The sequence below is a fragment of the Niallia sp. WK069_GA_01 genome (assembly GCF_983173855.1).
The window spans coordinates 3,793,473-3,817,546 of the sequence record NZ_OZ470138.1; the positions used below are offsets into that span (position 1 = coordinate 3,793,473).

Sequence of the window (24,074 nt, forward strand, 5' to 3'; positions counted from 1 at the left end):
TCTTTGAGCGGCGGACCAAATCCAAGACATAAATGACAGATTGATTTACAGATTTGTCAAAAAAACAACCCTATATCATAGTAAAATTAAACTGTTTCGAATAGCTCCTAAGTATTAGAAGAGCTATTTAAAGGTTAACTCCACCCTTGTTCAAAAAGTAATCGTTTTAATTAATTGACAGAAAAAAACAAGAAGCATAAACTTAAAAGGGAAAATGAAGGGATAAGCTGGAGGCGAAAAAAATATGGATGCTATTAAAAAACAATGTGCCAAGGAAGCGCTGCAATTTATTCAAGAGAATACCATTATCGGATTAGGCGGCGGCAGTACCATAGCGTATTTAATTGAATTTATTAAATCTGCTAATCTCTCCGTTAAAATTGTAACCCCTTCCACCACTACCAAAATGCTATGTGTAAGCAATGGATTAGAAGTCCTTCCAACAAGTAGTGTGGAGAAAATCTCCGTTGCTTTTGACGGATGTGATGAAGTAGATGAACAGCTTATTGCATTAAAGAGCGGAGGCGGGATTCATACAAAGGAGAAACTCATTGCAAATATGGCCGATGATTATATTCTGCTGATCGATGAAAGCAAGTTTGTTCCTTCTTTAACTGGAAAATTTCCTATTGTATTGGAAATTTTAGAAGACAGTTTATCCTTTGTAAAAAAAAGGATTTATGAAATTGGCGGTATACCAACTATTCGCCAATCAACAGAAAAAGATGGTTACACAATCAGTGATAATGGGAACCTATTAATGGACGTTCGTTTGGAAAATATTGATGATTTCACAGGACTTCAAGAAACATTAACGGCTATCTGTGGTGTTGTGGAAACATCCCTGTTTACAAAAGAAGTAACGAAAGTACTTATTGCTAAAGAAACTAGTTTTCAAATATTATCCAAAAATAATAATGGGGTGATAGCATGACTAAATTAAATTGGGCTATTTTAGGACCTGGAACAATTGCGGCAGAATTTGCAGAAGCACTAAATGAAGTTAATGGCAGTATTTACGCTGTTGGATCACGAACATTGGAAAAAGCGGAACAATTTGCAAAGGCCCACCATGTAGAAAGAGCTTACGGCGACTACAAAGAAATGCTCCAAGATGAACAAATAGATGTTGTTTATATCTCAACTCCTCACTCTAATCATTATGAATATATTATACAGAGCTTAGAAAATAATAAACATGTATTCTGTGAAAAAGCAATCACGGTAAATAGTCAGCAATTAGATGAAATTGTTCGCTTAGCAGAAGAAAAACAATTAATTGTAGCTGAAGCGATGACCATCTATCATATGCCGTTGTTTAAACAGCTTCGCGAAGTCGTTCAATCTGGCAAAATCGGCAACTTAAAGATGGTAACCGTTTCTTTTGGAAGCTGTAAAGAAAACGATGCAACAAACCGTTTTTTTAATAAAGATTTAGCTGGAGGAGCACTTTTAGATATAGGTACATACGCTCTTTCTTTTACTAGGTTTTTCCTTTCTAGCCAACCGCATGAAATTATCACAACCGTTAATGAATTTGAAACAGGTGTTGATGAACAATCCGGCATCGTTTTAAAAAATGGGGATAATGAAATGGCTGTTGTCACACTGACTATGCGCGCAAAAATGCCGAAACTTGGCGTGGTGGCAGGTGATTTAGGTTATATTACTGTAGAAAATTTCCCTCGTGCAGCAAAAGCAACGATAACCTATCTTGATGGATCACAAGAAATAATAGAAGCTGGAGATACAGCAAAAGCATTGCATTATGAAGTACAAGATATGGAGCAATACATTGCTAAGAAAACAAGCAAGGAAACGTTAGATTTATCTGTAGATGTAATGGATATCATGACAGAAGTAAGAAACCAATGGGGCATTGTTTACCCGTTTGAATAGGGATATTGATAGGGGAAAATTTAGTATATTAAAAGAAGGATAAATGATACGAAGAGGTAAAAAATATTTCGTATCTTGGTTTGGGTTTTTATTTATGTAAAAAAGAAGGTTTGTGGTAATCACACGCAACCTGAATACACTTCGCTTTCCGTGGGGCTCGCGCTGAGCCGCTTCGGCCGATGGCCTGCAGGGTCTCAGCTGTCTCGCTAATACCACACGGAAAGCGAGCATCCTGAAACGAGAATCTTGCCCCTATTTATAAGGTATAATGTTTGCAACATTAATCAATCACCCTTTTCTCATTGCTCTAAACCAAGTTATTATATACCTTTTTAAAAAAATATGTCTAATTTGTGACGAATTGTCTATTTACTCACAATTCTCCTAAATACTTACTTGTACTAGGTATTTAGTATATGTTAAATTCATAGAGTAGCTATACACTATGAATTTATTGCCACTTTACTCCTTCTTACCAGCAGCATGAACAGTGGCTTGGTGGAGATGAAAAGTCTAAATGAAAAAGAATATACTCACCCAACTTCGCGAACATCCTGTTGCATTTCGAGGCATCATCGCCATTTCCTTATTAGCATGCTGGCTCCTTGTTTATTTTGCTAATGGATCATCTAATGTGTTAACACATTTATTTTATTTTCCGATTATTTTGACAGCATATGGTTTTGGCAGAATTGGCGGTATAACGGTTGGAATTGTTGCAGGAATTGTAATGGGGCCTATTATGCCACTAGATGTAGTGAACAATGTTCACCAAACCGCTTTTAATTGGGAATTGCGTTTAGTGTTTTTTTCCTCTGTTGGTTTTTTAGCCGGCTTATTATTCGAACGCTTTCGAAAGCAAAGAGAGTATTTAGATGAAATCGGTACATCCATTATTTCTTCTTTAGCAAAAGCAATTGAAGCTAGAGATAAATATACAAATGGCCATTGTATAAATGTGATGAAATTAGCTGTTTCTCTCAGCCGTGAACTAAAACTGTCCCTTACAGAAGAAACCAATATAAAATGGGCAAGCCTAATACATGATATTGGCAAAATAGCTATCCCAGAGGACATCTTAAATAAACCTGGAAAGTTAACAAAAGAAGAATATGAAATCATTCAACAGCATCCCAGTATAGGCGCAAAAATTATTGAGCCCCTTGAAAACCTTTCTGTCATTTTGCCTGGAATCAAGTATCATCATGAGTGGTTGGATGGTACCGGTTACCCAGAAGGTCTAACAGAAACAGAAATACCTTTACAAGCAAAAATCATTGCCGTTGCCGATGTTTGGGATGCACTTACATCCGATCGCCCTTATCGAAAAGGGATGTCAGAGCACAAACCGCTGCCAATATATTAACAGATATGGCAGGGAAAAAATTAGATTCAGAACTGGTTTCTATCTTTTTGAATAAAGTTGTGTTAATGAAAGCTGAAGCGAAGTAATACTTTAGTCATATTTTAGTATGTTTATAGTAAAAACAGGTAATCAGCAATAAAAAAGTGTTACAGAGATTCCACTCCATAACACTTTTTTTACGTTAGGAAGTAACTTTAATCATTCCCTCTTCAATCGTCACCGTTTGATTTGGTTGTAAATTAGTAAATACTACTGGTGTAATAATGGACGGTACCTTCGTTTTAATTGCATCAAAGTCAATATCCATCAGTTTTTGCCCTTGCTTTACCTTGTCTCCATCTTTAACAAATATCGTAAAGCCTTCTCCTTTTAAGTTTACCGTATCAAGTCCAACATGAATAAGGAGTTCTTTCCCATTATGGTCGATTAAACTAATCGCATGTTTTGTCGGAAACACACTTACCACTTCCCCATCAAATGGAGCCACTAATATACCATTTACAGGGTCAATTGCAAATCCATCACCCATCATTTTTTGAGAAAAAACAGGATCTGGCACTTCTTCAATAGCAAGTAGTTTCCCTTCTAATGGCTGTATAAATTCTAACTTATTTTCGTCTTTTCTTTTAAAAAATTTGTTGAACATGCAATAAACCTCCAACACCTAATTTTCTACTTAATTATATTGTTTCGATTATTTTTTCTTTTTTCCTGCCTAAAAATCGAAATAATATTTTCCAGTATTTATTCTTAGTCTTATTTTACATAAAATCATTCGATTTCAGGACAATTTCACACTATAATACCGCATCGCCCTTGGCACTCCTTGAATCATTAAATCCCCATTTATAATCAACTGCCTCAATCTATATTCTATGTATTGATCACCAATATACTGATCTAAATATCCTATCACTTCTCCAATGACTCTAGCAGCCTTAATGAAACCTCGATTTCCCTTCTTTTTGTGTAACTTTTTCACTGTACATAAAATATAAGAATCATAATAATCCTCTGGCACGCTGCGAATTTGTCCATTATCCCATATTCTCAGTACTTCTTTTGATTGTGATAACAGTTCCCATTCCTGCACCAGCTTTTTTCGCTCTTCTAATGTGATAGGCAATTCTTTTTTGTTTTTAGTATAAATAACTTTTAATTGATCAGGACTAATTTCACCAGTATGCCTAATCATACATTCTGTACCTGCTGATAACGGGATGTGTTTTTGAAAACTGGAAGTTGTATTTATGATATATATATTATTTCGTATATCTTTTAATAGATAAAGAATAAAGCGCAAGGCCGTTTGTTCATGGGAATTATCTGCCGTCCAAATCACTATTGGTCTGTCACTTGGAATATCCTTTATTTTTCTGATTGTTCTTTTATAATATGAGTTATAAATATCAATTTCTTCTTCGTAATTTAGATGCTCTTCCATCCATTCCCCTTTTTCAATCATGCCGCTTTTCTTATGCAATTGATAAATCGATCCAACAGAAAATAAATCAGAAAGTCGAATTATTTGCTCCTTTTCTGCTAAATCCATCTCTCTTAATGCCATTTTTAGACTCCCAGCAGGAGAATCTCCAAATACAATATGGACTTTATTAAAATCCTTTTTGTTTTCATCCTTTAATTGGGTTGATTTGTATCGAAGAAAATCTAAATATATATCTTTACAGCCTTTTATAAACTTTTCTTCGGGATACTCCTTTTCCTCCAGCATTTTAATACGAATGAATAAGATAAATAAAAGGGATTTTGCTTCTTCTTCACTTGTACCTTTTTTAATAAGTTCTTTTAACTCTTCTATTGATGAAAACACTGAAAAATGCCTCCTTCACAAAATACTCCCTTGTTCTACAAATAAAAGCTCACTTTCCATACTCAGCAAATTCTTTTTCATTGCCGTTAAATACATTTAAATCAATAAATTTTTCTTTCCCATTATATCCTGCCAACTGTCCTTTATCAGCATATTGCCAAAAGGTCCATTTTCTTTTGTCTGTCAACGCTGGCTTTTTATAAACATTACGTATCCATATATCGCAGTTATCGAAACGATTTTTTATGTAAAGGTTATAAGCTTTTTCGGTTGCATATAAAATAACCTGTTTGTCATAATGCTCTTCTAGTATTTGAATCATATCTTTCAATTCTTTTTCTACTTGAACAGGGTTTGGTGGATTTTTTTCTTTATCTCCATAAAACTCCACATCAATTACAGGTGGAAGTGTATTTTTTTCCCACGGAACTGTTTTTATAAAGTTCTCTGCTTGCGTTTTCCCTTCACTATCATAGCTAAAAAAATGATAGGCACCGATTCTTAATTTTGTTTGAGAAGCATTTTTCCAATTGCTAAAAAAATAGTCATCGACAAATTTGCTTCCTTCTGTCGCTTTTATAAAAGCAAACGTCAGCTCTTGTTGTTCTAATGTGGACCAATTAATCTCCCCTTGATATGTTGCAACGTCCACTCCTTTAACCGAATAGCTTTTTGCATTTGCACTATTCAGCAAAAAGATCCCTTGATTCCATAATAAAAACAATACACTTAACGAAATGAATAAAAACATTGTCAGTATAAACCAGATTTTCTTTTTTCTTAAATAAGAGATTATTCCTCATCCTTTCTTTTTTGTTTTTATATAAAACCTAATTTTACCATATGTTAAGAAAATAAAAACCGCTTATTTTGAAGCGAATTAAATAGCCCCTGTTTATACCTAATAAAACAGGGTAAAAAAGTAAGATATAAAGACTTAAGGAGGAACCAAACTTATGACACTTTTTGACCAACAAAAAAATGGTACCCCTGTACAAACACAAAATAGACAGCCTGGGTATCAAAAAGAACTAAATCCAGCACCAATTGAAGAATTAGAACATATAAAAGGAAATAATCGTTTGGCAGGTAAAAATGCCCTAATAACTGGAGGCGACAGCGGTATCGGACGAGCAGTCGCCATCCAATATGCAAAAGAAGGTGCAAATGTTGCGATTGTTTATTTAGATGAAGAAGAAGATGCACAATATGCAAAGGAGCGACTAGAAAAAGAAGGCATAGATGTTCTTCTCTATAAAGGAGATATCACGGATGAAGCGTTTGATCAGTATGTGATTAATGATGTGATAGAGCAATGGGGGAAATTAGACATATTAGTAAATAATGCTGGCTATCAATTAGCTCAAAACGACCTGACTGATATTACGACAGAGCAATTTGAAAAAACTTTCCAAACAAATATTTTCTCTATCTTTTATTTAACAAAAGCAGCAATGCCCCATTTAAAAGAAGGCAGTTCCATCATTAACACTTCTTCTCTAAGTGCAACAGGAGTTCCAACTCTAATCGATTATAGTTCAACAAAAGGAGCTATTAATTCCTTTACACGTGCTGTTGCCAAAAATGTAGCCCCAAAAGGAATCCGTGTAAATGCTGTGGCACCAGGACCAGTTTGGACACCATTGCAGCCTGCATCCTTGCCAGAAGAAGCTATTGAAAATTTTGGAACCGACACACCACTTGGCCGTCCAGGCCAGCCAGCAGACTTAGTCGGTATTTATACATTACTCGCTTCTGATGAAGGGGCATTTATTACAGGACAAATCATGCATGTTGATGGAGGACTATATTCCTCTTCTTGATTAATAAGTTAATGTTTTTATGCAAAAACAACGGTTGGTGCATGTCTTCCGTTGTTTTTTGCATGGTATCAAACCGTCTTATTACCTCGTTTTTTCCGACCAAACCTTCTAACTTTTAAGAAAATAAATTTTTTTATCGTTTTTATTTTTCTCTACGCTCTATAAACCAATCGCATTTTTTGGTCCCATAAAAATCAATTTAAATAATATCAAGGCAATTTCTTCTGGTGTTTGCTTCATTCCATTGTTCAACCAATGTTGAATAACACCAATATGTGCTGACATGACATAAGCTGAAAAGATTTCGAGCGGAACAAGCACCTCTTCTTTTTTTGTTTTGTTAATGATATGGAAAAGCAGATTATTTTTCATCACTTCTTTTAATTTTTCCTGAAACGAAGGATCCCCTTTTGGTCCTAATACTACTTTCATGAATGCTGCATTTTCTTTTAAATATGTGAAAAACTGTACGACAAAGGGAAGCGGCTGATTATTCGCATGATATTCATTTATTTCTTCTATACTTAACTCTTTCAGCTGTGTTTGTTTGCTTTTTATTCTCTGCAATATTTCTTCTTCACATTGCTCTAACAAATCATATTTATCACGATAATGTAAATAAAAAGTTCCTCGATTTATTTCTGCCTTTTCCGTTAAATCACGAACTGTAATGCCATCAAATCCTTTTTCCTCCATCAATTCTGTTAATGCATCTCTTATCATTCGTTTCGTTCGCACGACTCTTCTATCGATTATTCGCTCTGACAATTTAATTCCTCCATATTCATTCGTTTTTTTTTATTATTTACTGAACATAAAAGCGAATTAATGTTGATTACTAAACAAGTCACCAGGAATTGATTATTGTTTTATAATCTAATGTTATTATAATTAATCTTATCAAAATTAATCAACAGATTGTTCATTAACGAAAGGGGAATACATTTGAATATATTTAAACAAAAAATAATTAGGCTATCACCACTTATTGTTCTTATCGTGATGGTTATCTTCAGTTTGACCTTTATACCATCTATTCACCCAACTCCTAAAAATCTGCCTATTGCCATTGTAAATGAAGACAGTGGAGTGGAACTTCCTAATCAAACGAAGTTAAACTTAGGTGAAAAAATTCTTAATACTGTAAAAACAACCAGCAGTGCACAATCAAACGAGGAACCTGCTATTAAATGGGTGGAAGTAAATAACGAGAAATTGGCAAGATCAGGGATGGATAATCAAGAATATTACGCTTCCCTTATCATTCCAAGTGACTTTAGTCAAAAACAACTAACGCTTCAAACGAAAGAACCAACCTTGCCAAGTATTACTATATTTGTGAATCAAGGGATGAATTATACTGTGTCGAACATCGCGACGCAGATGCTTAATGGTGTAGTAGCCAATCTAAATAATAATGTACGTGATGAAGCATTAAAAAATTATGAGCAAGCAGGCCTAACACTTACACCAGAGCAAGCTTCCATATTGATTAACCCAGTTAAAACAGAATTAATCAATGTAAATAAAGTCGGTACACACAGTGCTAATGGTAATGCTCCAATCTCCTTATTTCAGCCTGTATGGATGGCAAGCTTGATTGGTTCTGTTTTAGTTTTTCTCGGAGTAAAAAAGATGACTTTTCTAAATCGCAAAGAAAAGCTGTTTGCTAAACTAATGCAAGTGCTTATCGGTATCGTACTTTCTCTTATTGTAGGGTTTGGATTAACATGGTTTGCTGATGGGGTTCTTGGACTTGATGTGCCGAAAAAAATAGATACAGCATGGTTTATCTCCATAACATATTTGAGCTTTTACTTTATGATTACCGCTCTAATGTCTTGGATTGGTTTTATCGCTGTACCAATCTCTGCCATTACCCTTTTCTTTGGTGCTCCGCTCTTAGCAATGGCCCCAGAACTTATGCCATCCTTTTATAAGGACTGGATTAATCCTTGGCTGCCAATGCGTTTTATGGTAGATGGTCTTCGGGAATTATTCTTCTTTGATAAAGGATTAAACTGGAACCATTCAGTAGCTGTATTAACTGGAATTGGTTTAGTAAGTTTGGCTATTATTTTTATTTCAGTTTTAAAACCAGAATCTAAGAATAAAGACAAAAACGTTGTTGCAACTGAGGTCGAAACAGTTTAACTTTTATTATGTAAAGACGAAAGCTTCTTCTCATTCGGAAGAAGCTTTCGTTCTTGTTATATACATGCCATTGCTGGTTCAGTCATGATTTATGTTGATCGGTTTTGCTGCTTTTGTCCGCGTTCCTCAGCAGTTTTTCCGCGTTTCTCCCAGTAATTCCGCGTTCCTCACGATAATTCCGCGTTTCTCCCAGTAATTCCGCGTTTCTCCCAATAATTCCGCGTTTCTCTCAATAATTCCGCGTTCCTCCCAGTAATTCCGCGTTTCTCTCAATAATTCCGCGTTCCTCACGATAATTCCGCGTTTCTCCCAGTAATTCCGCGTTTCTCCCAGTAATTCCGCGTTTATCCGAATAATTCCGCGTTTCTCTCAATAATTCCGCGTTCCTCCCAGTAATTCCGCGTTTCTCTCAATAATTCCGCGTTCCTCACGATAATTCCGCGTTTCTCCCAGTAATTCCGCGTTTCTCCCAATAATTCCGCGTTTCTCTCAATAATTCCGCGTTCCTCCCAGTAATTCCGCGTTTCTCTCAATAATTCCGCGTTCCTCACGATAATTCCGCGTTTCTCCCAGTAATTCCGCGTTTCTCCCAGTAATTCCGCGTTTCTCCCAGTAATTCCGCGTTTCTCCCAGTAATTCCGCGTTTCTCCCAGTAATTCCGCGTTTCTCCCAGTAATTCCGCGTTTCTCCCAGTTTCCCCAGATATCAAATAAAAAAAAGTGGTAACTTACTTAATTTGAATCGCCCGAAAATCTTCTGCTACTATGTAGGATTCACCACATATAAATATTTTGTATTTTTCGTTTCGCTGCACACAGTCTAGCAGCGTTGTTTTATATCCATGCCTCAACAATACATTTTCATGTTCTTTTATTAATTTTTTTGGTCCTTTACTAAGCAGTCCTTGCCCTTCTCTCAACAAATCTGCCACTTTCTGATGCTTATTCAAGAATTTTTCTAAAGGAATTTTCCCCTCCGACAACTGCCATTGGGAAATAAATAAGTCTCCTACTACTTGATGAATATCTTCACATTTTCCTTTAAAAAACAATTCAACTAGTTCATCATTATGGTCCCAAAGTAGTGGATGGTCATCTAAAAGCGTGATAAACTCTCCAAAATAATCGACATTTAAGTGGTGATCCTTAAAATTTGTACAAACCACTTCCCACTCTTGTACTACTTCATCTGTATCTTCATATATAATTTGTATTGTTACTATTAGCTGCTCCTCGTGTATTTGCATTTTACCCAAACTAAGCAATACATCCTTCGAAAAAACAGTTTCTTCCCAAGATTTTCGGAAATTCGAAAGCACCGTTAAACTCTCCTTCATAAATAAAAACCTTATCCTACAACACTCTTTCGAAATGCTCGACAATTGGAAAAGGCTCATAAAAGTGATGCAATAGTTTTTTCCATTGTTGATATTCCTCTGACTCTCTAAATCCAATCATGTGGTCTTCTAGTGTTTCCCACCTAACCAGAAGTAAGTATTTACCATCTATTTCCATGCATTTTTGTAGTTCATGAGATTGATAGCCTTTCATTTTGGAAATAATAGCTGAAGCCTCACCAAAAACCTTCTCAAACTCCTGTTTCATCCCATCTTTCACATAAAGCATTGCTGCTTCCAATATCATCTAAAGATCCCCTTCCTAATTTTTCTATCATTTTATGAATAATAAACATTCACCTTACTCCAAATGGAACCCCATTTCTTTTTTTCTATCCGATTTTTATATATTGCTGCACGATTTTGATTTTCTTTAAAATAAGATGTTGGTCTAATTTCGTAATGAAGGACATCCTTTATTCCACATGGAGCCGTTAAGACAACATTATTCTCTTTATCTAGTTTTACCCCTAAGGCAGTTGCTGTTTCCGGAAATTTTGATATCGCATCAACTGCTGATAAATAAGGAGGCATTTTGCTGACCACATGCATTCTCGCTTCATTTTTTACCGACCAAGGAATAGTTGGAAGAATGGAACGGAGCTCCTCTTCTAAATTCTTTTCCACCAATTCATCTAGATTCGATTGATCAAAATAAATAACATCAATATCAGACAGCGGAGTTCTTTCATCGAACCCATGTAAAGCATCCCAAATCTTTGATCGCACAAACCCCGCACATATCCACCAGTCTGGCAGATTTAATGTTTTCACCGTTGTTAATATCTCCATCATCCATCTATCTTCCTTCACCAATTGAATGATGCCTTCTTCATTACAAATATTCAATTTTTCCTTCCTCTTACTTTCCAGGATTTTGTATACTTCTTCACAAAAAAGCAACCTAGGCGTTTTTCTCGTTAATCCTTGAATGTTCGTCCATCTCTTCTTGAATAAAACAAGTAATCATTGTCCGGTACACTTGTTCTACGAGACTTTGACTTACATTATTTTGCTCTGCCAATAGCCGTACTTTTTTTATGACCGCTTCTACTCGTTCAGGTGCTTTTACTTCATCTCTATCTTTTTTAAAGCGTGCTGCTTCCGCTACAAAGACGCTTCTTTCCTTTAGCAAGCTGACAATTTGGCTGTCTAAAAGATCAATCTGTTCTCTTACTTCGTTTAAACTTTGAACATTGTGTATGTTAACAATATATTTATAAAATATTTCATCTATTGCTACTTTTGGAAAAGACTCTGGCAGCTCTTCAGCAGCTACTCGGTTAAAACCATTTTTTTCGTAAAAACGATGGGCTGCATAGAAATTAGTTGTTGTTCCTAAATGGATGGTCCTAATTGACTTATCCTTTGCCCATTTCAATGCATTATTTAATAGTATCTTTGCCGTTTTATATGCGGACCCTCTGTATTCTTTCTGAACAAACATCCTTCTTAATGCTGCTTGATTATTACCAATATCAAATAGGCTTATTGTGCCAACCACTTTATTATCAAGCAATGCCACCCAGAAATTCCCACTGCCCGTTTGATAGAAGTACTCAATGGCAAATAAATCTGGCTGCCTTTCGACTGTGATGGAAATATTGTATTCTTGCTGTTGAATGGACAGAATTAAATCGACCACTTGACTTTGATATTCATTGCTATATTCTTTTACGATAATATTTTGATTCATAACGTACCACCAATATTCTATTTAATTTAATTGCTACTTCCTTTTACCTAGCTCTTCTTTTAAAAATGCAATAAACGCAGTTGCTTCTCTTGTCATTATTTTTGTTACAAGATAAGTGGATGAGGTGGGGAGCAAAACCTTATCCGTTTTTATCTCTGCTAATTTGTTTCTCTTTAATTCATCTTGCACCATGGAAAATGGCAAATAAGAAACTCCAAGACCTGCTTCAATAAATCGTTTGGTCACTTCCATTTGATTTACTTTCAATAAACGGACATTTGGATAGTTTCTTTTCACATTATTTAAAAGACTATTCCAATAAGCAGGATGATTATGAGTGATTAATCGGTATGTTTGCAGCACATTTTTTTCATTCAATTTCAACCTTTTCGCTTCAAACGGTCCTACTAATAGAACAGGATCATTATGAATGATCTCGCAATCCATATTTTGTTGAACAGGCTCTACTCTTGTTAACCCAATATCTGCTATTTCTGCACTAATTTCCTCACCGATTTCAAATGAACTGACCACATTAACTAATATTTCTATATTAGGATTTATGTCCATAAATTTTCTTAATATAGATGGCAAAATAGAGGAAGCAATTTGTGGTGCAACAGCAATGGTTAATTTCCGATTATACCCTTGCTTCCAAGATTCAAAATCGTCTAGTCCTTTCTCATATTTTTGTACAATTTCTTTTGCATAAGAAAGGAAACTATATCCTGCTTCTGTAAGAACAATCGTTTTTCCGGTTCTTTCAAATAAAGCAATAGAAAGATGATCTTCTAGTTTTTTTATTTGTTTTGTAATGGCAGGCTGTGATAGAAAAAGTTCATCCGATGTTTTTCGAAAATTCTTATATTTCGCAGCAACTATAAATGTTTTTAACAAGTTAATCTCCATATTATGCTCCATATAATAACCATTAGTTATTAATTTGCCTTTTTTTTGTTAATGTACCTTATTTATTTTCTTTATTATAATCTAATTAGCAAAAATATACAGCAACTTAAAGGAGATTATCGCATGATACAAAATAAAAAAAATCAAGACACTTGGAATGCTAATTTATATGATAGCAATCATGCCTTTGTTTCCAAATACGGGAATGATGTTGTCGAATTATTAGCTCCACAAAAAAAGGAAAGAATTCTTGATCTTGGTTGTGGAACAGGGGATTTAGCTAAAAAATTACAAGATGGCTATATTGATATTATCGGAGTAGACAAATCCGAACAGATGATTTTACAAGCACGAAGTAAATATCCAACGATTCCTTTTTACGTTCAAGATGCTACAGAGTTGGAATATGATGATGAATTCGATGCAGTATTTTCAAATGCAGCCCTTCATTGGATGAAAAAACCAGAGGACGTGCTACAATGTATCTATAAAAGCTTAAAACAAGGGGGACGTTTTGTCGCTGAATTCGGCGGAAAAGGGAATGTTCAATCGATCACAGATGGTGTTATTCATTCGATGCAAGAAGCTGGAGTAGAATACAAAGCTAATTTATTTCCTTGGTATTTCCCAAGTATTGCTGAATATACCACCCTTATGGAGAAATGTGGTTTTAGCGTAACATTTTCCCACCATTTTGATCGACCAACCAAATTGGACGGGGAAGATGGATTAAAAAATTGGATTATTATGTTTGCAAATAATTTTTTTAAAGATGTTGAGGAAGAAGTGCAACAACGCATTATCTTGAACACTGTCCATCGCTTAAAAGATATTTTATACACAGAGGGTAATTGGATAGCTGATTATAAACGAATTCGTGTCATTGGGATAAAAGAATAAAGAAAAAACATTACTTCTCATTACATCATCTACTTTGTTTTTTGAAAGTATAATCATATCAAATAGGAAAGTGTATGAAAAATGACACTGACAAAAGAAGCATAATGAACATTTAACTAAGTAGGTTTAAATATAAAAGGCCGTCTCCTATTGTTCTGCTACCTCATACTAGGGGTACATACTTCATTTGGAGACAGCCTTTTCCTTAAAACTATTTACAAGTTTTCCGTTTCAGTATTTGCTTCCACTATTTCTATACTTTCCTTTCGTTGCTTTTTCGCCTTTTTAAAATAAAGTAGTTCATAAATTACGGGAATAATAATTAATGTTAAGATAGTAGCAACTGCTAAACCACCGATAACTACTACTGCTAAACTGCTTGAAACTAAATTCATGCTTTCTGATTTTTTGAATAGTAATGGTAGCATGGCAGAAATGGTTGCGATGGCAGTCATAAAAATAGGTCTCATTCTTACTAGCACTGCTTCTATAATTGCCTCTCTTATCTTCATTGTCCGTTCGTTATGTTTTACACGATCCAAAAGAACGATAGCATTTGTTACAACGATTCCTATCAGCATTAATGCACCAAGCAATGCGGTGATATCAACAGAGATTCTGCTGATAATAATTCCAGCGATTGCCCCAATTGCTGCAAGTGGCAAAGATGCAAGAATAGCAACAGGTGCTTTTATGGATTTAAAAGTAATAACCATAATAACAAACACAATACCGATAGAAACTAACATAATCATAAATAAATCGTTAAAGTCACTAGACTGATCAGCACTTGCCCCGCCAATCAATACCTTTACATCAGAAGGAATATTTAACCCTTTGTCTTTATCATTTCCATTTATTATTTGATCCATTTTATCGGATATAACCGATAATTTTTCAGGGTTAATAACAGCAGTTAAGCGAATATAATCTTCTCCATCTTTATGATAAAGCTTAACAGGTTCTTCCGTTTTGCTAATATCCACTATATCTGATAAGACCTTAGGACCCTTCTCTGTGATAATTGGCAGTTTCTTTAAATCATCCTCTGTTTTTATTTCATACATAGGCTCCAGTTGAACAGCAGTAGCTTCGTCCTCTATATTCACCGATCCAATGGGCGTACTGTTAATTAATAAAGAGGTTGATTGTGCTATTTGATCAACTTTTCCTTCTCCTGGTTTTACTTCAAAAGAATAAACTTGTTTCTTTTCTTCCTGATTGCTTGTAAGCTTTTCCATCCCACTAATATCTTTAATTTTCGTTTCAACCATTTTTGCTGTATCTTCTAGCTTTTTATTGTTCTCTCCAACTACATCAATGGTAATACTTGTTTGACTGCCTCCCATTAACGTCGATTCACTTGCCTCCAAGCTTGCATTTGGGTAGTTGTTCTTTTGTTTTTGCATGTTTTTAACAAATTTACTGATGTCTTTTTCCTTATTAAATGTTACTAATACTTGTGCTTCTGTTGAGGAATTCACCTGGCCGAATTGTGCTGCATCTTCTGCATTTCCAAGCTGTAAGTAAACATCCTTTATGCCATCTTGTTGTAGAATATATTTCTCTAGCTTTATCGATTCAGATTTCACTTTTTCTAACGGTGTTTCATTGGAATACGTTAATAATACTGTTGCAAACTCAGGCTTTGAATTATCGACCGTACCTTTTGGCAAAAGAAGATAGGACGCAACACTTCCTCCAAAAATAATAATCGCTGTTGCTAACACGATCACTTTATGATTTAACGCCCATTTCAATATTTTTTCAAAACGTTTAGACGGTTGATGCTCGTGCAGCTGTGAATTTTTCAATAGACCTGCACTCATTAATGGCACCACTGTCAATGCAACGAGCAAGGATGCTAATAATGAATAAGAAATAGTTAAAGCAAATGGTAAAATAAAATCCTGCAGGCTTCCATTTAGTAGTCCCATTGGTAAAAATACCGCAACCGTTGTTAAAGTTGAAGAGGTGATAGCAGAGCCTACTTCCTTTGTAGCTTCCATTACCATGGATACGGAAAATTTATCTTGCTGCATTTTTCTAAAAATATTTTCTATTACAACAATACTATCGTCCACAAGTCTCCCAACTGCTACAGCCACACCACCTAATGTTAATATATTTAATGTGACGCCAGAAATATTCAATAAGAATAAGGTAATTGCCAAGGACAATGGAATCGAGACAATTGTAATCAATGTTGACCGAATATTTCTTAAAAACAGCATAATAACAATGGTAGCAAATGCTGCTCCTAATAATACTTCTTTCATCATGCTATTTACAGAGCTTTTCACCGTATTTGCGGAAGTTAAAATAACTCTAGCATCGACATCTTTATACTTTTTGCTGATAGATTTCGCTGTTTTGGCTGCATCATTGCTGACTGCTACTGCATTGGAGCTGCCGTCTTTTGAAATAACCAAAATCAGCGAATCTTTTCCATTTATTCTAGTTACGCTATTTTCTTTCTTTTTTAATTGAATGGTTGCTACATCAGAAAACAGGGTTGATTCGTTTAGCTTACTATTCTTTAGTTTTTCTAAACTGTCGACTGCACCAACCATTTTCAAATGAATAGATTGCTCATTTATTACTTTTTCTCCAATCGAATAAGATGCATTTTGCCCTTGAAGAATAGAGATAATCTGCTCTAATGAAACTTGTTTCTCCCTTAATTTTTTTTGGTCCAATTGAACAGAAACATAAGATGGCACTGTTCCATATGTTTGCACACTAGATACACCTTTATTGTCTTTAAAGGCAGGCAATATTTTCTCTTTAGCAAATTCTATTTTCTTTTGTGTTAATTCCTGATCAAAGCTGACGGAGACATAAGACACAGGAATCATCGATGTATTCAAGAGAACAACATGTGGTTTCGAAACCGTTTTCGGAAGCGAAAGGGTCGCTATTGCCTCTTCTATTTCTCTTTTCGCTTCCTTTTTATCTTTTTTTGAATCTAAGTGAAGTTCCACGGTTGAATATCCATCACCAGTAGTGGAAAATAGATTGATTTTTCCGTCAATAGAGTCTAGAACCCTTTCAACTGGTTTTGTTACTTGCTCCTCCATGCTTTTTGTATCCATTCCTTCTCCAAGCACCACAACAGATAAAAATGGCTGATCTGCGGAAGGCAATAATTCCATTGGCAATTTAAAATAGCTGACTGTACCAGTGATTAAAAGAATAATTGCTATTAAACCTACGGCAGCCTTATTTCGAAAGGCCCACTTTGTAAACCAAGACACTGTTCATTTCCCCTTTACGATTATAATGTAAAATTTCTGTACCTTCCTAATTGTAGGTTTCGACTGGAAAACTTTGGAGTGTCTTACGCTGTATATATAACTAGGTCTCTAGACTGAATTTAAGGTAAATATAGATAGTTTATATTGTCTTGCCTATCAAAAAAGCACAAGGAATCGCTTCCCTGTGCTTTTTACGTGTTTAAATTTTAATAGTATCTTTTTAATTAGCGGATGCCTCCGTTGGAACCGCCAATTTTGAACGAATCGAATAATTTTTCGTTGCAATCGTGTTTTTAAAATAGGCGATAACGATGGAAGTTAATGCAATAGAAACGATGGAATAAAATCCTTTCATTAATCCAATCGAATATAATCCAATTAGCACCACTATAAAATCAAAAACAAAATTAACTTTTCCTGGATTCCAATTATATTTTTTTTGCAGAAATAATGCTAAAATATTTGCCCCACCTAATGAAGCTTGATTCATAAATAAAATGGATAAACCAAATCCTATAATGATTCCGCCTAGAACCGCCCCTAATAAAGAAGGAATTGTAAATGCTGGTATAAAATGATCGACACCAGATAAAGTGGATAACAGGCTGACGGAGAAGATGGTGGATAACGTGAATTTAACACCCATTCTATAAAAAGAAAAAACATAAAAAGGAAGGTTAATAAGAAAAAACAGCCATGAGAAGGATATATCTGATAAGTATGAGATGCTCATAGATAAACCTGCAGTTCCTCCGGTAACAACATTTGAGTGCCTTAATATCAATAATCCAGTCGTAACTACGATACAGCCTATAATTATTTTAAATAGCTTTGTCATGTATTTCTCCCTTAGCGATTATTCTGATCAGTAAATAACTCTATATTAATGATAGAATAATAAATGTGGGTTTTATATACAAAAACGCAGTAATATTTCATCTACACTTATTGAAATGCAGTATTTATAATACATATATATACATTTTGCAAAACCCTTATTTTCTTCGTGGATATGATGTGAGAAAATCTCCCTCCAAAACACCTACTCTTTTAATTTGGAATTAAGCCTTTCGCATTTTATTAATTATTCAAACTTCGCACCTTCAAATTCGTTTGCAAATCTTGACAGGACTCGGTTTAGAACAATAAAATGGGAAGTTTGTTTTTTAAAAAGTGAGAAAGTATATATTTTTTGAAATGTGAAGGCTGTCTAGCTCCAGTGCCTAACCCCTGTGAAAGATTGCCTCCAGCCTCTAAAAGTAAAAAACACTTTTTGAGTCTGGAGAACATTTTTCTTCGGGGCTAAACAAGGCGCTTGCGCTTTTTCTTATGGGGTTGCTTTCCACTACGGGTTGCTTCGCTTTCCGCGGGGTGGGAGCTCTGAGCCTCCTCGACGTTGCCTTGCGGGGTCTTTAGCCTTCCCACATTTCCCGCAGGAGTCTTCGCACCCTCCGTTACAAGCAACCTGTTTTTAGAATAAATTCTTGTCTTCGAATTTCATGACAAGGTATGATTGCTAAACCATAGGAGTGTTTTTTTTTTTTATTATTCAACATTGTTCTCCCGAAATGTGCACTTTTAGTCTATTTCTATAAGATGGTTGTTTTCACCAGTTCAACGACAGCAACTAATGGAGCAAAACGGCTTGATTGGAGCGGATATGCGAGACTCCTGTGGGATTAGCGAGACAGCTGAGACCCTGCATGCCAAGGGCCGAAGCGGCTAAAGCCGAGCCCCACGGAAAGCGAGCATCCTGAAACGGAAAGAAAGCCCCTATTTATAAGGAAAAATGTTTGCAAAAAAACACCCAAAAAGACGAATCAATCATCCTTTTCTCATTGCTCTAAACCAACTTATGGAAATATAGGAAGAGGAATATATAACTGCGAAGTTTGATTAATAACAAAAATGTTTCCTATATATTTATCAACCGTAAGATGCTTTACTCCAATTTACTTGCATTTCGATGTATAATAAACAATAGAACAAGAGAATTAGGAGATGATTCAGCTTGAAAGATGAATTAGCATATATCGGGAACAAAGTGATCGAAAATAAATTTATCCTAGCTGATAATGTATATGCACTATTAAGACAGTTTTTTTTCGAAGAAGGGACAAGCATCTATACAGAGTTAACGGAAGATAATGTACAAAAATGGAATTCAACATTATTTACTATATTAGGCAATTCTCTTATAGGTGATAATGTTAAACCAAATGCAGTTAAAGTATGGGCAACTCAAACCGGCGAAACTTTTGTTAAGCACCATATTCCTTTATCCGCAGCGCTTCGTTCTTTAAGTATTTATCGTAATGTCATTTGGCATGTATTTACAGAAGAATTAGAGCAGCAGTCTTTTGCCCCTATTACAATGCTTGATGTTGGAAAACTAATTGATCCTGTTCTTGATGAAATTGGCGCCATTATAGGACATGTTTATGAAGAGCATAACAGCAATTTAATGAAAATTGCTTATAGTGCTCTAGAAGAGCTGTCTGTCCCAGTCGTTCCAATCGCAAAAGAAACGGCAATTATTCCATTAATTGGGGAAATCGATACCAGTCGATCTCAATTAATTTTAGAGGTTGCATTAGAGGAAGCAGCTAAACTGCGCGTGGAATATGTCATTCTCGATATTTCTGGAGTTCCAATTGTAGACACAATGGTTGCAGATAATTTATTTAAAGTAGTTCATGCACTTGATTTAATTGGGGTGAAGTCCATTGTTTCAGGTATTAGGCCAGAAATTGCTCAAACCGTTATTTCATTAGGTATAAACTTTAAATCCATCACAACTTGCGCTAATTTACATACTGCCTTGGCTAGTATAGGAGTTAAAAGAGTCTTCAGTTAACGAAAAACGTTTGGCTTCATCCTTTAGGATTTAACCTAAAGCATGCGCCAAACGTTTTCTTGTCGTCTTACAATTTCCTATATCTTTTAGCAGCTGTTAGTTTGTTTCAATTTCCTTTAACATATCTACCGTTTCATCCACGCCAACTGCATAACCTGCGAATTTTCCATTTTTCACTTTAATCATGGTTGGTGTTCCTGTTATTTGTATTTCACCTGCATTAGCTGGCGTTTCATTTCCATATGGTGTATTATGCTTTGCAATGATTTGCTTATCCTCTGTTGCTTCCACACTCCATGCAACTTTTAGATCGTTTTTAAAATCGTCTAAATTTACCCCTTCATTTAACATTTCTTTGCCATCTTCTATTTTCCCAATCACTTTATCATATTTTTTATGATGTGCTTCCCAGTCATACCAGCTGCCTATATTTGCTGCATCTTGCATATCCACAATTAGAATAGGAATTTTTCCATTATTGCTGAATTTAAGGACCTCTTCTTCAATTTGTTCACAATAAGTACAAGTAGATTGCCAGAAATAAACGATATACTCGTCCTCTTTTTGGGCAAATGTTTGCTGTGCATGTATTTTCTTTATATCTTCAATCGAAGTATTTTCACTACTACCTGTTAAGAATCTTATCCCAATAAAACAGATAATAACAATTAACACAATTGAAATCATAAGAATACGTGGCTTGTGTTTCATATTTTTCCTCCTCTTCTTAAGATAAAAAACGTATACGATTTATTGTAATGGTTAAAAACAATTAATTATTTGAGTATTTTTTGTAATTTTTTAAAATAAAGTGATTTTTATCATCCTTTCTTCCAATAAACGATACCGATGTCACCAAGCTAAACTTCCATATCAGCCGTGTTGATTAATCAATAACTCCCTAAAAAAGTTTTTTAAATTTGGAAGCCTGCCCCCACTAGGCTAATGCTTTTCGTGCACTAGGGGACAGGCTCCTAAATTTTTGTTTTTGGTCCTGATTCACTCTTTATCGGACAAACTCTCCTCTTTTCTCTGCTGTTTTTGTCCTGATTGCCCTTTTATCGAACAAACTCCCCCAGGAATAACAAAATGACAAGAAATAAAGGAATAAAGACAAAAAATAAGTCTGCAAAAGATTAGTATGATAAAATTTAATTAGCTTAACGAAGGAGAGGAAACACGATGTCTAATAGTATTATTAATCGATTTATTTCCTATGCAGTAATTGATACACAATCAAATGCAGACATAGAAACTTGTCCATCTACAACAGGTCAGCTTACCTTAGCAAATATGTTAGTAGCCGAATTGCAAGAAATCGGCATGAGTGATGTAACCATTGATGAAAATGGATATGTAATGGCTACACTCCCTGCAAATACAGATAAAGACATACCAACCATTGGATTTCTTGCTCACTTAGATACCGCAACCGATTTTACCGGCAAAAACGTTCGCCCCCAAATCGTTACAAACTACAATGGCAGTGAACTTATTTTAAACAAAGACTTATCGATTGTTTTGTCACCAAAAGATTTTCCAGAGTTGCACAACTATGTCGGGCACACACTCATTACAACCGATGGCACTACGCTTTTAGGCGCAGATAATAAAGCGGGAATTACCGAGATTATGACAGCAATGATTTATTTGATTCAGCATCCAGAAATAAAGCATGGAAAAATTCGCGTTGCCTTTACTCCAGATGAAGAAATAGGAAGAGGACCACATAAATTCAATGTAGATGCCTTTTCTGCTGATTTTGCTTATACTGTTGACGGCGGTCCACTTGGTGAGCTTCAATATGAAAGCTTTAACGCTGCTGGAGCAAAAATTACCGTAAATGGCACTAATGTGCACCCAGGCACTGCAAAAGGAAAAATGGTTAATTCGATGAAAATTGCAATGGAATTACAAAATGGCCTTCCTGCATCAGCTACACCTGAACAAACAGAAGGATATGAAGGGTTTTATCATCTTCTAGCATTTGAAGGAGATGTGGAGCAAACGAAACTCCAGTATATTATCCGAGATTTTGATCGAACTGAATTTGAAAAGAAAAAAAACTTTATAGAACAACTAGTAAGCGATTTAAATAAAAAGTATGGAGAAAATAGTATGAAGCTTGAACTCCAAGATCAATACTTTAATATGCGGGAAAAAATTGAGCCTGTTAAAGAAATTGTCGACGTTGCTTATGAAGCAATGAAAAATCTAGGAATAGAGCCAATTGTGGAACCTATTCGCGGTGGTACGGATGGATCACAGCTTTCATACATGGGATTGCCTACTCCAAATATTTTCACAGGGGGAGAAAATTTTCACGGAAAATACGAATTTATTTCCGTAGAAAATATGCAAAAATCTGTTGAAGTACTAGTAGAAATTGTTCGGTTATTTGAACAAAAAAGCAATTAAGCTATTCACTCAGGGCTGCTTTTATACATAAGGCAGCTCTTTATTTTATCGACAAGAAACAGCACTTCTCAACAGAAGAAATCCCTTTATATAAGGCTTTTTCTCCGATAGTGAGAATCATGTCGGCCTATTTGAAAAATTTGCTGTTTTGCTCTTTTACTAGTTTAGTATATAATAAGTTCCGTGCAAATATTCAAGACAGCTTGGATTACGCAGTTTAAAATAGGTGTTTACAAGAGTCGCATTTTAGTGGCTTTTTAAACATGCGCTTAAAGGAAAAGGAGTAATAAATATGAATACAACTTACAAAACAAAGGAAGACGTAATGCAGAACAGTGAACTTCATCATTTTATTTTTGATATGTTTGGACTTCATTCTAAAAAGAAACGTGTACAGAAAAAGCTTTTCAAACAAGTTTTAGAACAAAAAACATTATTAAATAAAGCGGTAGAAGAATTTCATCAAAATGAAGCAAGCACATCGCCAAAGGCTTCCTCTTCATCTATTGATTTTTCAACACTTCCTGTAACAGCTCTATTAAAAATTGGAAAGGAATTTTTTAAAGAAGAAGAATGTGTTAGGTTCTACTATAATAAAAATAAACCGGAGCAGTATAAAAATAAAGAACGCTTAATACAGTGCATTGCCTCGAACTTCCAATCAAGTTCCGCAGAAACGAAACAACAAATAGAAAGTTTCATCTAAAGAGAAGCTTTCTTCTGGCGGCTTCACAGCCCGTTTTTACTAGAAAAGATTCCCGAGTTTAGAAAAGGGGATCTTTTTAATATGGTCGAGAAATATTTCTCTTCCTGTTCTTCTATTCTCACATTTGATATAATTTCTCTTATACATAATACTTGGAAATAGAAAGTTTATTACATAACTAATATTGGAGGTATATTCTATGGTTAAAATTGCACCTTCCATCCTATCAGCAGACTTTGCCAAATTAGGAGAAGATATTCAAGATGTTGAACGAGGTGGCGCGGATTATATTCATGTCGATGTAATGGACGGTCACTTTGTTCCAAATATTACAATCGGTCCATTAGTGGTAGAAGCGATCCGTCCGATTACCAAGCTGCCTTTAGATGTACATTTAATGATTGAAAATCCTGATCAGTATATTCCAGCATTTGCAAAAGCGGGTGCTGATATTATTACCGTGCATGTGGAGGCATGTCGTCATCTTCATCGCACCATCCAATTAATAAAAGAACAAGGCATTAAAGCAGGAGTAGTGTTAAACCCAAGCACACCTATTGATACGATTAAACATATTATTGAAGATATTGATATGGTATTGCTAATGACTGTTAACCCTGGTTTTGGAGGACAGAAATTCATTTCTAATGTCGTTCCGAAAATTACAGAAGTCCGCAAACTTGCCGATCATCATAATCCCGAATTAGAAATTGAAGTAGATGGCGGCGTTAATGCAGAAACAGCAAAAATCTGTATCGAAGCAGGTGCAAATGTACTTGTTGCTGGATCCTTTATTTACGGAAACACCAATCGTAAAAAAGCCATTACAGCTCTTAGAGGATAACTGAATAAAAGAAAAGGC

The 24,074-nt window shown here is 35.1% G+C and carries 24 protein-coding genes and 1 pseudogene; 10 read left to right on the forward strand and 15 right to left on the reverse strand.

The annotated features are described in order from the left end of the window. Window positions 1-244 precede the first annotated feature (244 nt). From rpiA to AC5LWL_RS17730, 3 genes are all read left to right on the forward strand, one after another. A complete protein-coding gene (gene rpiA / locus AC5LWL_RS17720) occupies window positions 245-934 on the forward strand; it encodes a ribose 5-phosphate isomerase A (RefSeq protein ID WP_493435543.1) in 690 nt (229 codons plus the stop codon). Beyond that, window positions 931-1,899, forward strand: a complete 969-nt coding sequence (locus tag AC5LWL_RS17725; RefSeq protein ID WP_493435544.1) for a Gfo/Idh/MocA family protein — start codon at window positions 931-933, stop codon at window positions 1,897-1,899. Before rpiA ends, AC5LWL_RS17725 begins: the two co-directional genes overlap by 4 nt. Window positions 1,900-2,416: 517 nt before the next feature. Then, window positions 2,417-3,265 (forward strand): HD-GYP domain-containing protein, encoded by an 849-nt coding sequence (locus AC5LWL_RS17730; protein WP_493435545.1) that lies wholly within the window; start codon window positions 2,417-2,419, stop codon window positions 3,263-3,265. A gap of 181 nt (window positions 3,266-3,446) precedes the next feature. Here the strand turns inward: AC5LWL_RS17730 and AC5LWL_RS17735 are convergent, their stop codons facing one another. The 3 genes from AC5LWL_RS17735 to AC5LWL_RS17745 form a co-directional block, all read right to left on the reverse strand. After that, window positions 3,447-3,911, reverse strand: a complete 465-nt coding sequence (locus AC5LWL_RS17735) for a PTS sugar transporter subunit IIA (RefSeq protein WP_493435546.1) — start codon at window positions 3,909-3,911, stop codon at window positions 3,447-3,449. A 135-nt stretch (window positions 3,912-4,046) separates the two neighbouring features. After that, window positions 4,047-5,096, reverse strand: coding sequence for a DUF1835 domain-containing protein (locus AC5LWL_RS17740; RefSeq protein WP_493435547.1), 1,050 nt, complete (start codon window positions 5,094-5,096; stop codon window positions 4,047-4,049). Between the two features lie 49 nt (window positions 5,097-5,145). Beyond that, window positions 5,146-5,847 carry a glycoside hydrolase family 25 protein gene (locus AC5LWL_RS17745; RefSeq protein ID WP_493435548.1) on the reverse strand — a complete coding sequence of 234 codons (702 nt, stop codon included), beginning with the start codon at window positions 5,845-5,847 and terminating at the stop codon, window positions 5,146-5,148. 205 nt (window positions 5,848-6,052) lie between these two features. On the opposite strand from AC5LWL_RS17745, the gene AC5LWL_RS17750 reads away from it, so the two are divergent. Further along, window positions 6,053-6,919, forward strand: coding sequence for an SDR family oxidoreductase (locus AC5LWL_RS17750; protein WP_493435549.1), 867 nt, complete (start codon window positions 6,053-6,055; stop codon window positions 6,917-6,919). Between the two features lie 159 nt (window positions 6,920-7,078). Here the strand turns inward: AC5LWL_RS17750 and AC5LWL_RS17755 are convergent, their stop codons facing one another. Then, window positions 7,079-7,687: a TetR/AcrR family transcriptional regulator gene (locus tag AC5LWL_RS17755; RefSeq protein WP_493435550.1), complete on the reverse strand. Its 609-nt coding sequence runs from the start codon at window positions 7,685-7,687 to the stop codon at window positions 7,079-7,081. A 183-nt stretch (window positions 7,688-7,870) separates the two neighbouring features. Between AC5LWL_RS17755 and AC5LWL_RS17760 the strand changes: the two genes are divergently transcribed. Continuing rightward, window positions 7,871-9,073 (forward strand): YhgE/Pip domain-containing protein, encoded by a 1,203-nt coding sequence (locus tag AC5LWL_RS17760; RefSeq protein ID WP_493436650.1) that lies wholly within the window; start codon window positions 7,871-7,873, stop codon window positions 9,071-9,073. 126 nt (window positions 9,074-9,199) lie between these two features. Here the strand turns inward: AC5LWL_RS17760 and AC5LWL_RS17765 are convergent, their stop codons facing one another. The 8 genes and pseudogenes from AC5LWL_RS17765 to AC5LWL_RS17800 all read right to left on the reverse strand — a co-directional run bounded on the left by AC5LWL_RS17765 (window position 9,200) and on the right by AC5LWL_RS17800 (window position 13,074). After that, on the reverse strand, window positions 9,200-9,364 hold the full coding sequence (locus AC5LWL_RS17765; protein WP_493435551.1) for a hypothetical protein: 165 nt from the start codon (window positions 9,362-9,364) through the stop codon (window positions 9,200-9,202). A gap of 53 nt (window positions 9,365-9,417) precedes the next feature. Further along, window positions 9,418-9,624 (reverse strand): hypothetical protein, encoded by a 207-nt coding sequence (locus AC5LWL_RS17770; protein ID WP_493435552.1) that lies wholly within the window; start codon window positions 9,622-9,624, stop codon window positions 9,418-9,420. A 176-nt stretch (window positions 9,625-9,800) separates the two neighbouring features. Beyond that, window positions 9,801-10,391, reverse strand: coding sequence for a hypothetical protein (locus tag AC5LWL_RS17775; protein WP_493435553.1), 591 nt, complete (start codon window positions 10,389-10,391; stop codon window positions 9,801-9,803). Window positions 10,392-10,425: 34 nt separating this feature from the next. Beyond that, window positions 10,426-10,716 carry an antibiotic biosynthesis monooxygenase family protein gene (locus AC5LWL_RS17780; protein ID WP_493435554.1) on the reverse strand — a complete coding sequence of 97 codons (291 nt, stop codon included), beginning with the start codon at window positions 10,714-10,716 and terminating at the stop codon, window positions 10,426-10,428. A gap of 32 nt (window positions 10,717-10,748) precedes the next feature. Then, window positions 10,749-11,318 (reverse strand): nucleotidyltransferase family protein, encoded by a 570-nt coding sequence (locus AC5LWL_RS17785; RefSeq protein WP_493435555.1) that lies wholly within the window; start codon window positions 11,316-11,318, stop codon window positions 10,749-10,751. Window positions 11,319-11,373: 55 nt separating this feature from the next. Beyond that, entirely contained in the window at window positions 11,374-11,697 is a 324-nt protein-coding gene (locus AC5LWL_RS17790; protein ID WP_493436651.1) for a chorismate mutase, read from the reverse strand. Then, window positions 11,677-12,165: pseudogene (locus AC5LWL_RS17795) on the reverse strand (GNAT family N-acetyltransferase); the annotation flags it as partial. The gene AC5LWL_RS17790 and the pseudogene AC5LWL_RS17795, both read right to left, overlap by 21 nt. A 33-nt stretch (window positions 12,166-12,198) precedes the next feature. Next, complete coding sequence (locus AC5LWL_RS17800) at window positions 12,199-13,074, reverse strand: LysR family transcriptional regulator (RefSeq protein WP_493435556.1); 876 nt, start codon at window positions 13,072-13,074, stop codon at window positions 12,199-12,201. Between the two features lie 123 nt (window positions 13,075-13,197). Between AC5LWL_RS17800 and AC5LWL_RS17805 the strand changes: the two genes are divergently transcribed. Next, a complete protein-coding gene (locus AC5LWL_RS17805) occupies window positions 13,198-13,974 on the forward strand; it encodes a class I SAM-dependent methyltransferase (RefSeq protein WP_493435557.1) in 777 nt (258 codons plus the stop codon). A 215-nt stretch (window positions 13,975-14,189) separates the two neighbouring features. Here the strand turns inward: AC5LWL_RS17805 and AC5LWL_RS17810 are convergent, their stop codons facing one another. Both AC5LWL_RS17810 and AC5LWL_RS17815 read right to left on the reverse strand, forming a co-directional pair. Continuing rightward, complete coding sequence (locus AC5LWL_RS17810) at window positions 14,190-17,231, reverse strand: efflux RND transporter permease subunit (RefSeq protein WP_493435558.1); 3,042 nt, start codon at window positions 17,229-17,231, stop codon at window positions 14,190-14,192. Between the two features lie 220 nt (window positions 17,232-17,451). Beyond that, window positions 17,452-18,069 carry a YitT family protein gene (locus AC5LWL_RS17815; protein WP_493435559.1) on the reverse strand — a complete coding sequence of 206 codons (618 nt, stop codon included), beginning with the start codon at window positions 18,067-18,069 and terminating at the stop codon, window positions 17,452-17,454. A gap of 1,173 nt (window positions 18,070-19,242) precedes the next feature. Between AC5LWL_RS17815 and AC5LWL_RS17820 the strand changes: the two genes are divergently transcribed. Further along, entirely contained in the window at window positions 19,243-20,088 is an 846-nt protein-coding gene (locus AC5LWL_RS17820; RefSeq protein WP_493435560.1) for an STAS domain-containing protein, read from the forward strand. 96 nt (window positions 20,089-20,184) lie between these two features. Here AC5LWL_RS17820 and AC5LWL_RS17825 read toward each other — a convergent pair whose 3' ends face one another. Continuing rightward, entirely contained in the window at window positions 20,185-20,799 is a 615-nt protein-coding gene (locus AC5LWL_RS17825) for a thioredoxin fold domain-containing protein (protein ID WP_493435561.1), read from the reverse strand. A gap of 471 nt (window positions 20,800-21,270) precedes the next feature. Between AC5LWL_RS17825 and pepT the strand changes: the two genes are divergently transcribed. The 3 genes from pepT (at window position 21,271) to rpe (ending at window position 24,056) form a co-directional block, all read left to right on the forward strand. Beyond that, window positions 21,271-22,506 (forward strand): peptidase T, encoded by a 1,236-nt coding sequence (gene pepT / locus AC5LWL_RS17830; RefSeq protein WP_493435562.1) that lies wholly within the window; start codon window positions 21,271-21,273, stop codon window positions 22,504-22,506. 292 nt (window positions 22,507-22,798) lie between these two features. Further along, window positions 22,799-23,212: a hypothetical protein gene (locus AC5LWL_RS17835; protein ID WP_493435563.1), complete on the forward strand. Its 414-nt coding sequence runs from the start codon at window positions 22,799-22,801 to the stop codon at window positions 23,210-23,212. 199 nt (window positions 23,213-23,411) lie between these two features. Further along, window positions 23,412-24,056 carry a ribulose-phosphate 3-epimerase gene (rpe, locus tag AC5LWL_RS17840; protein WP_493435564.1) on the forward strand — a complete coding sequence of 215 codons (645 nt, stop codon included), beginning with the start codon at window positions 23,412-23,414 and terminating at the stop codon, window positions 24,054-24,056. Window positions 24,057-24,074 lie beyond the last annotated feature (18 nt).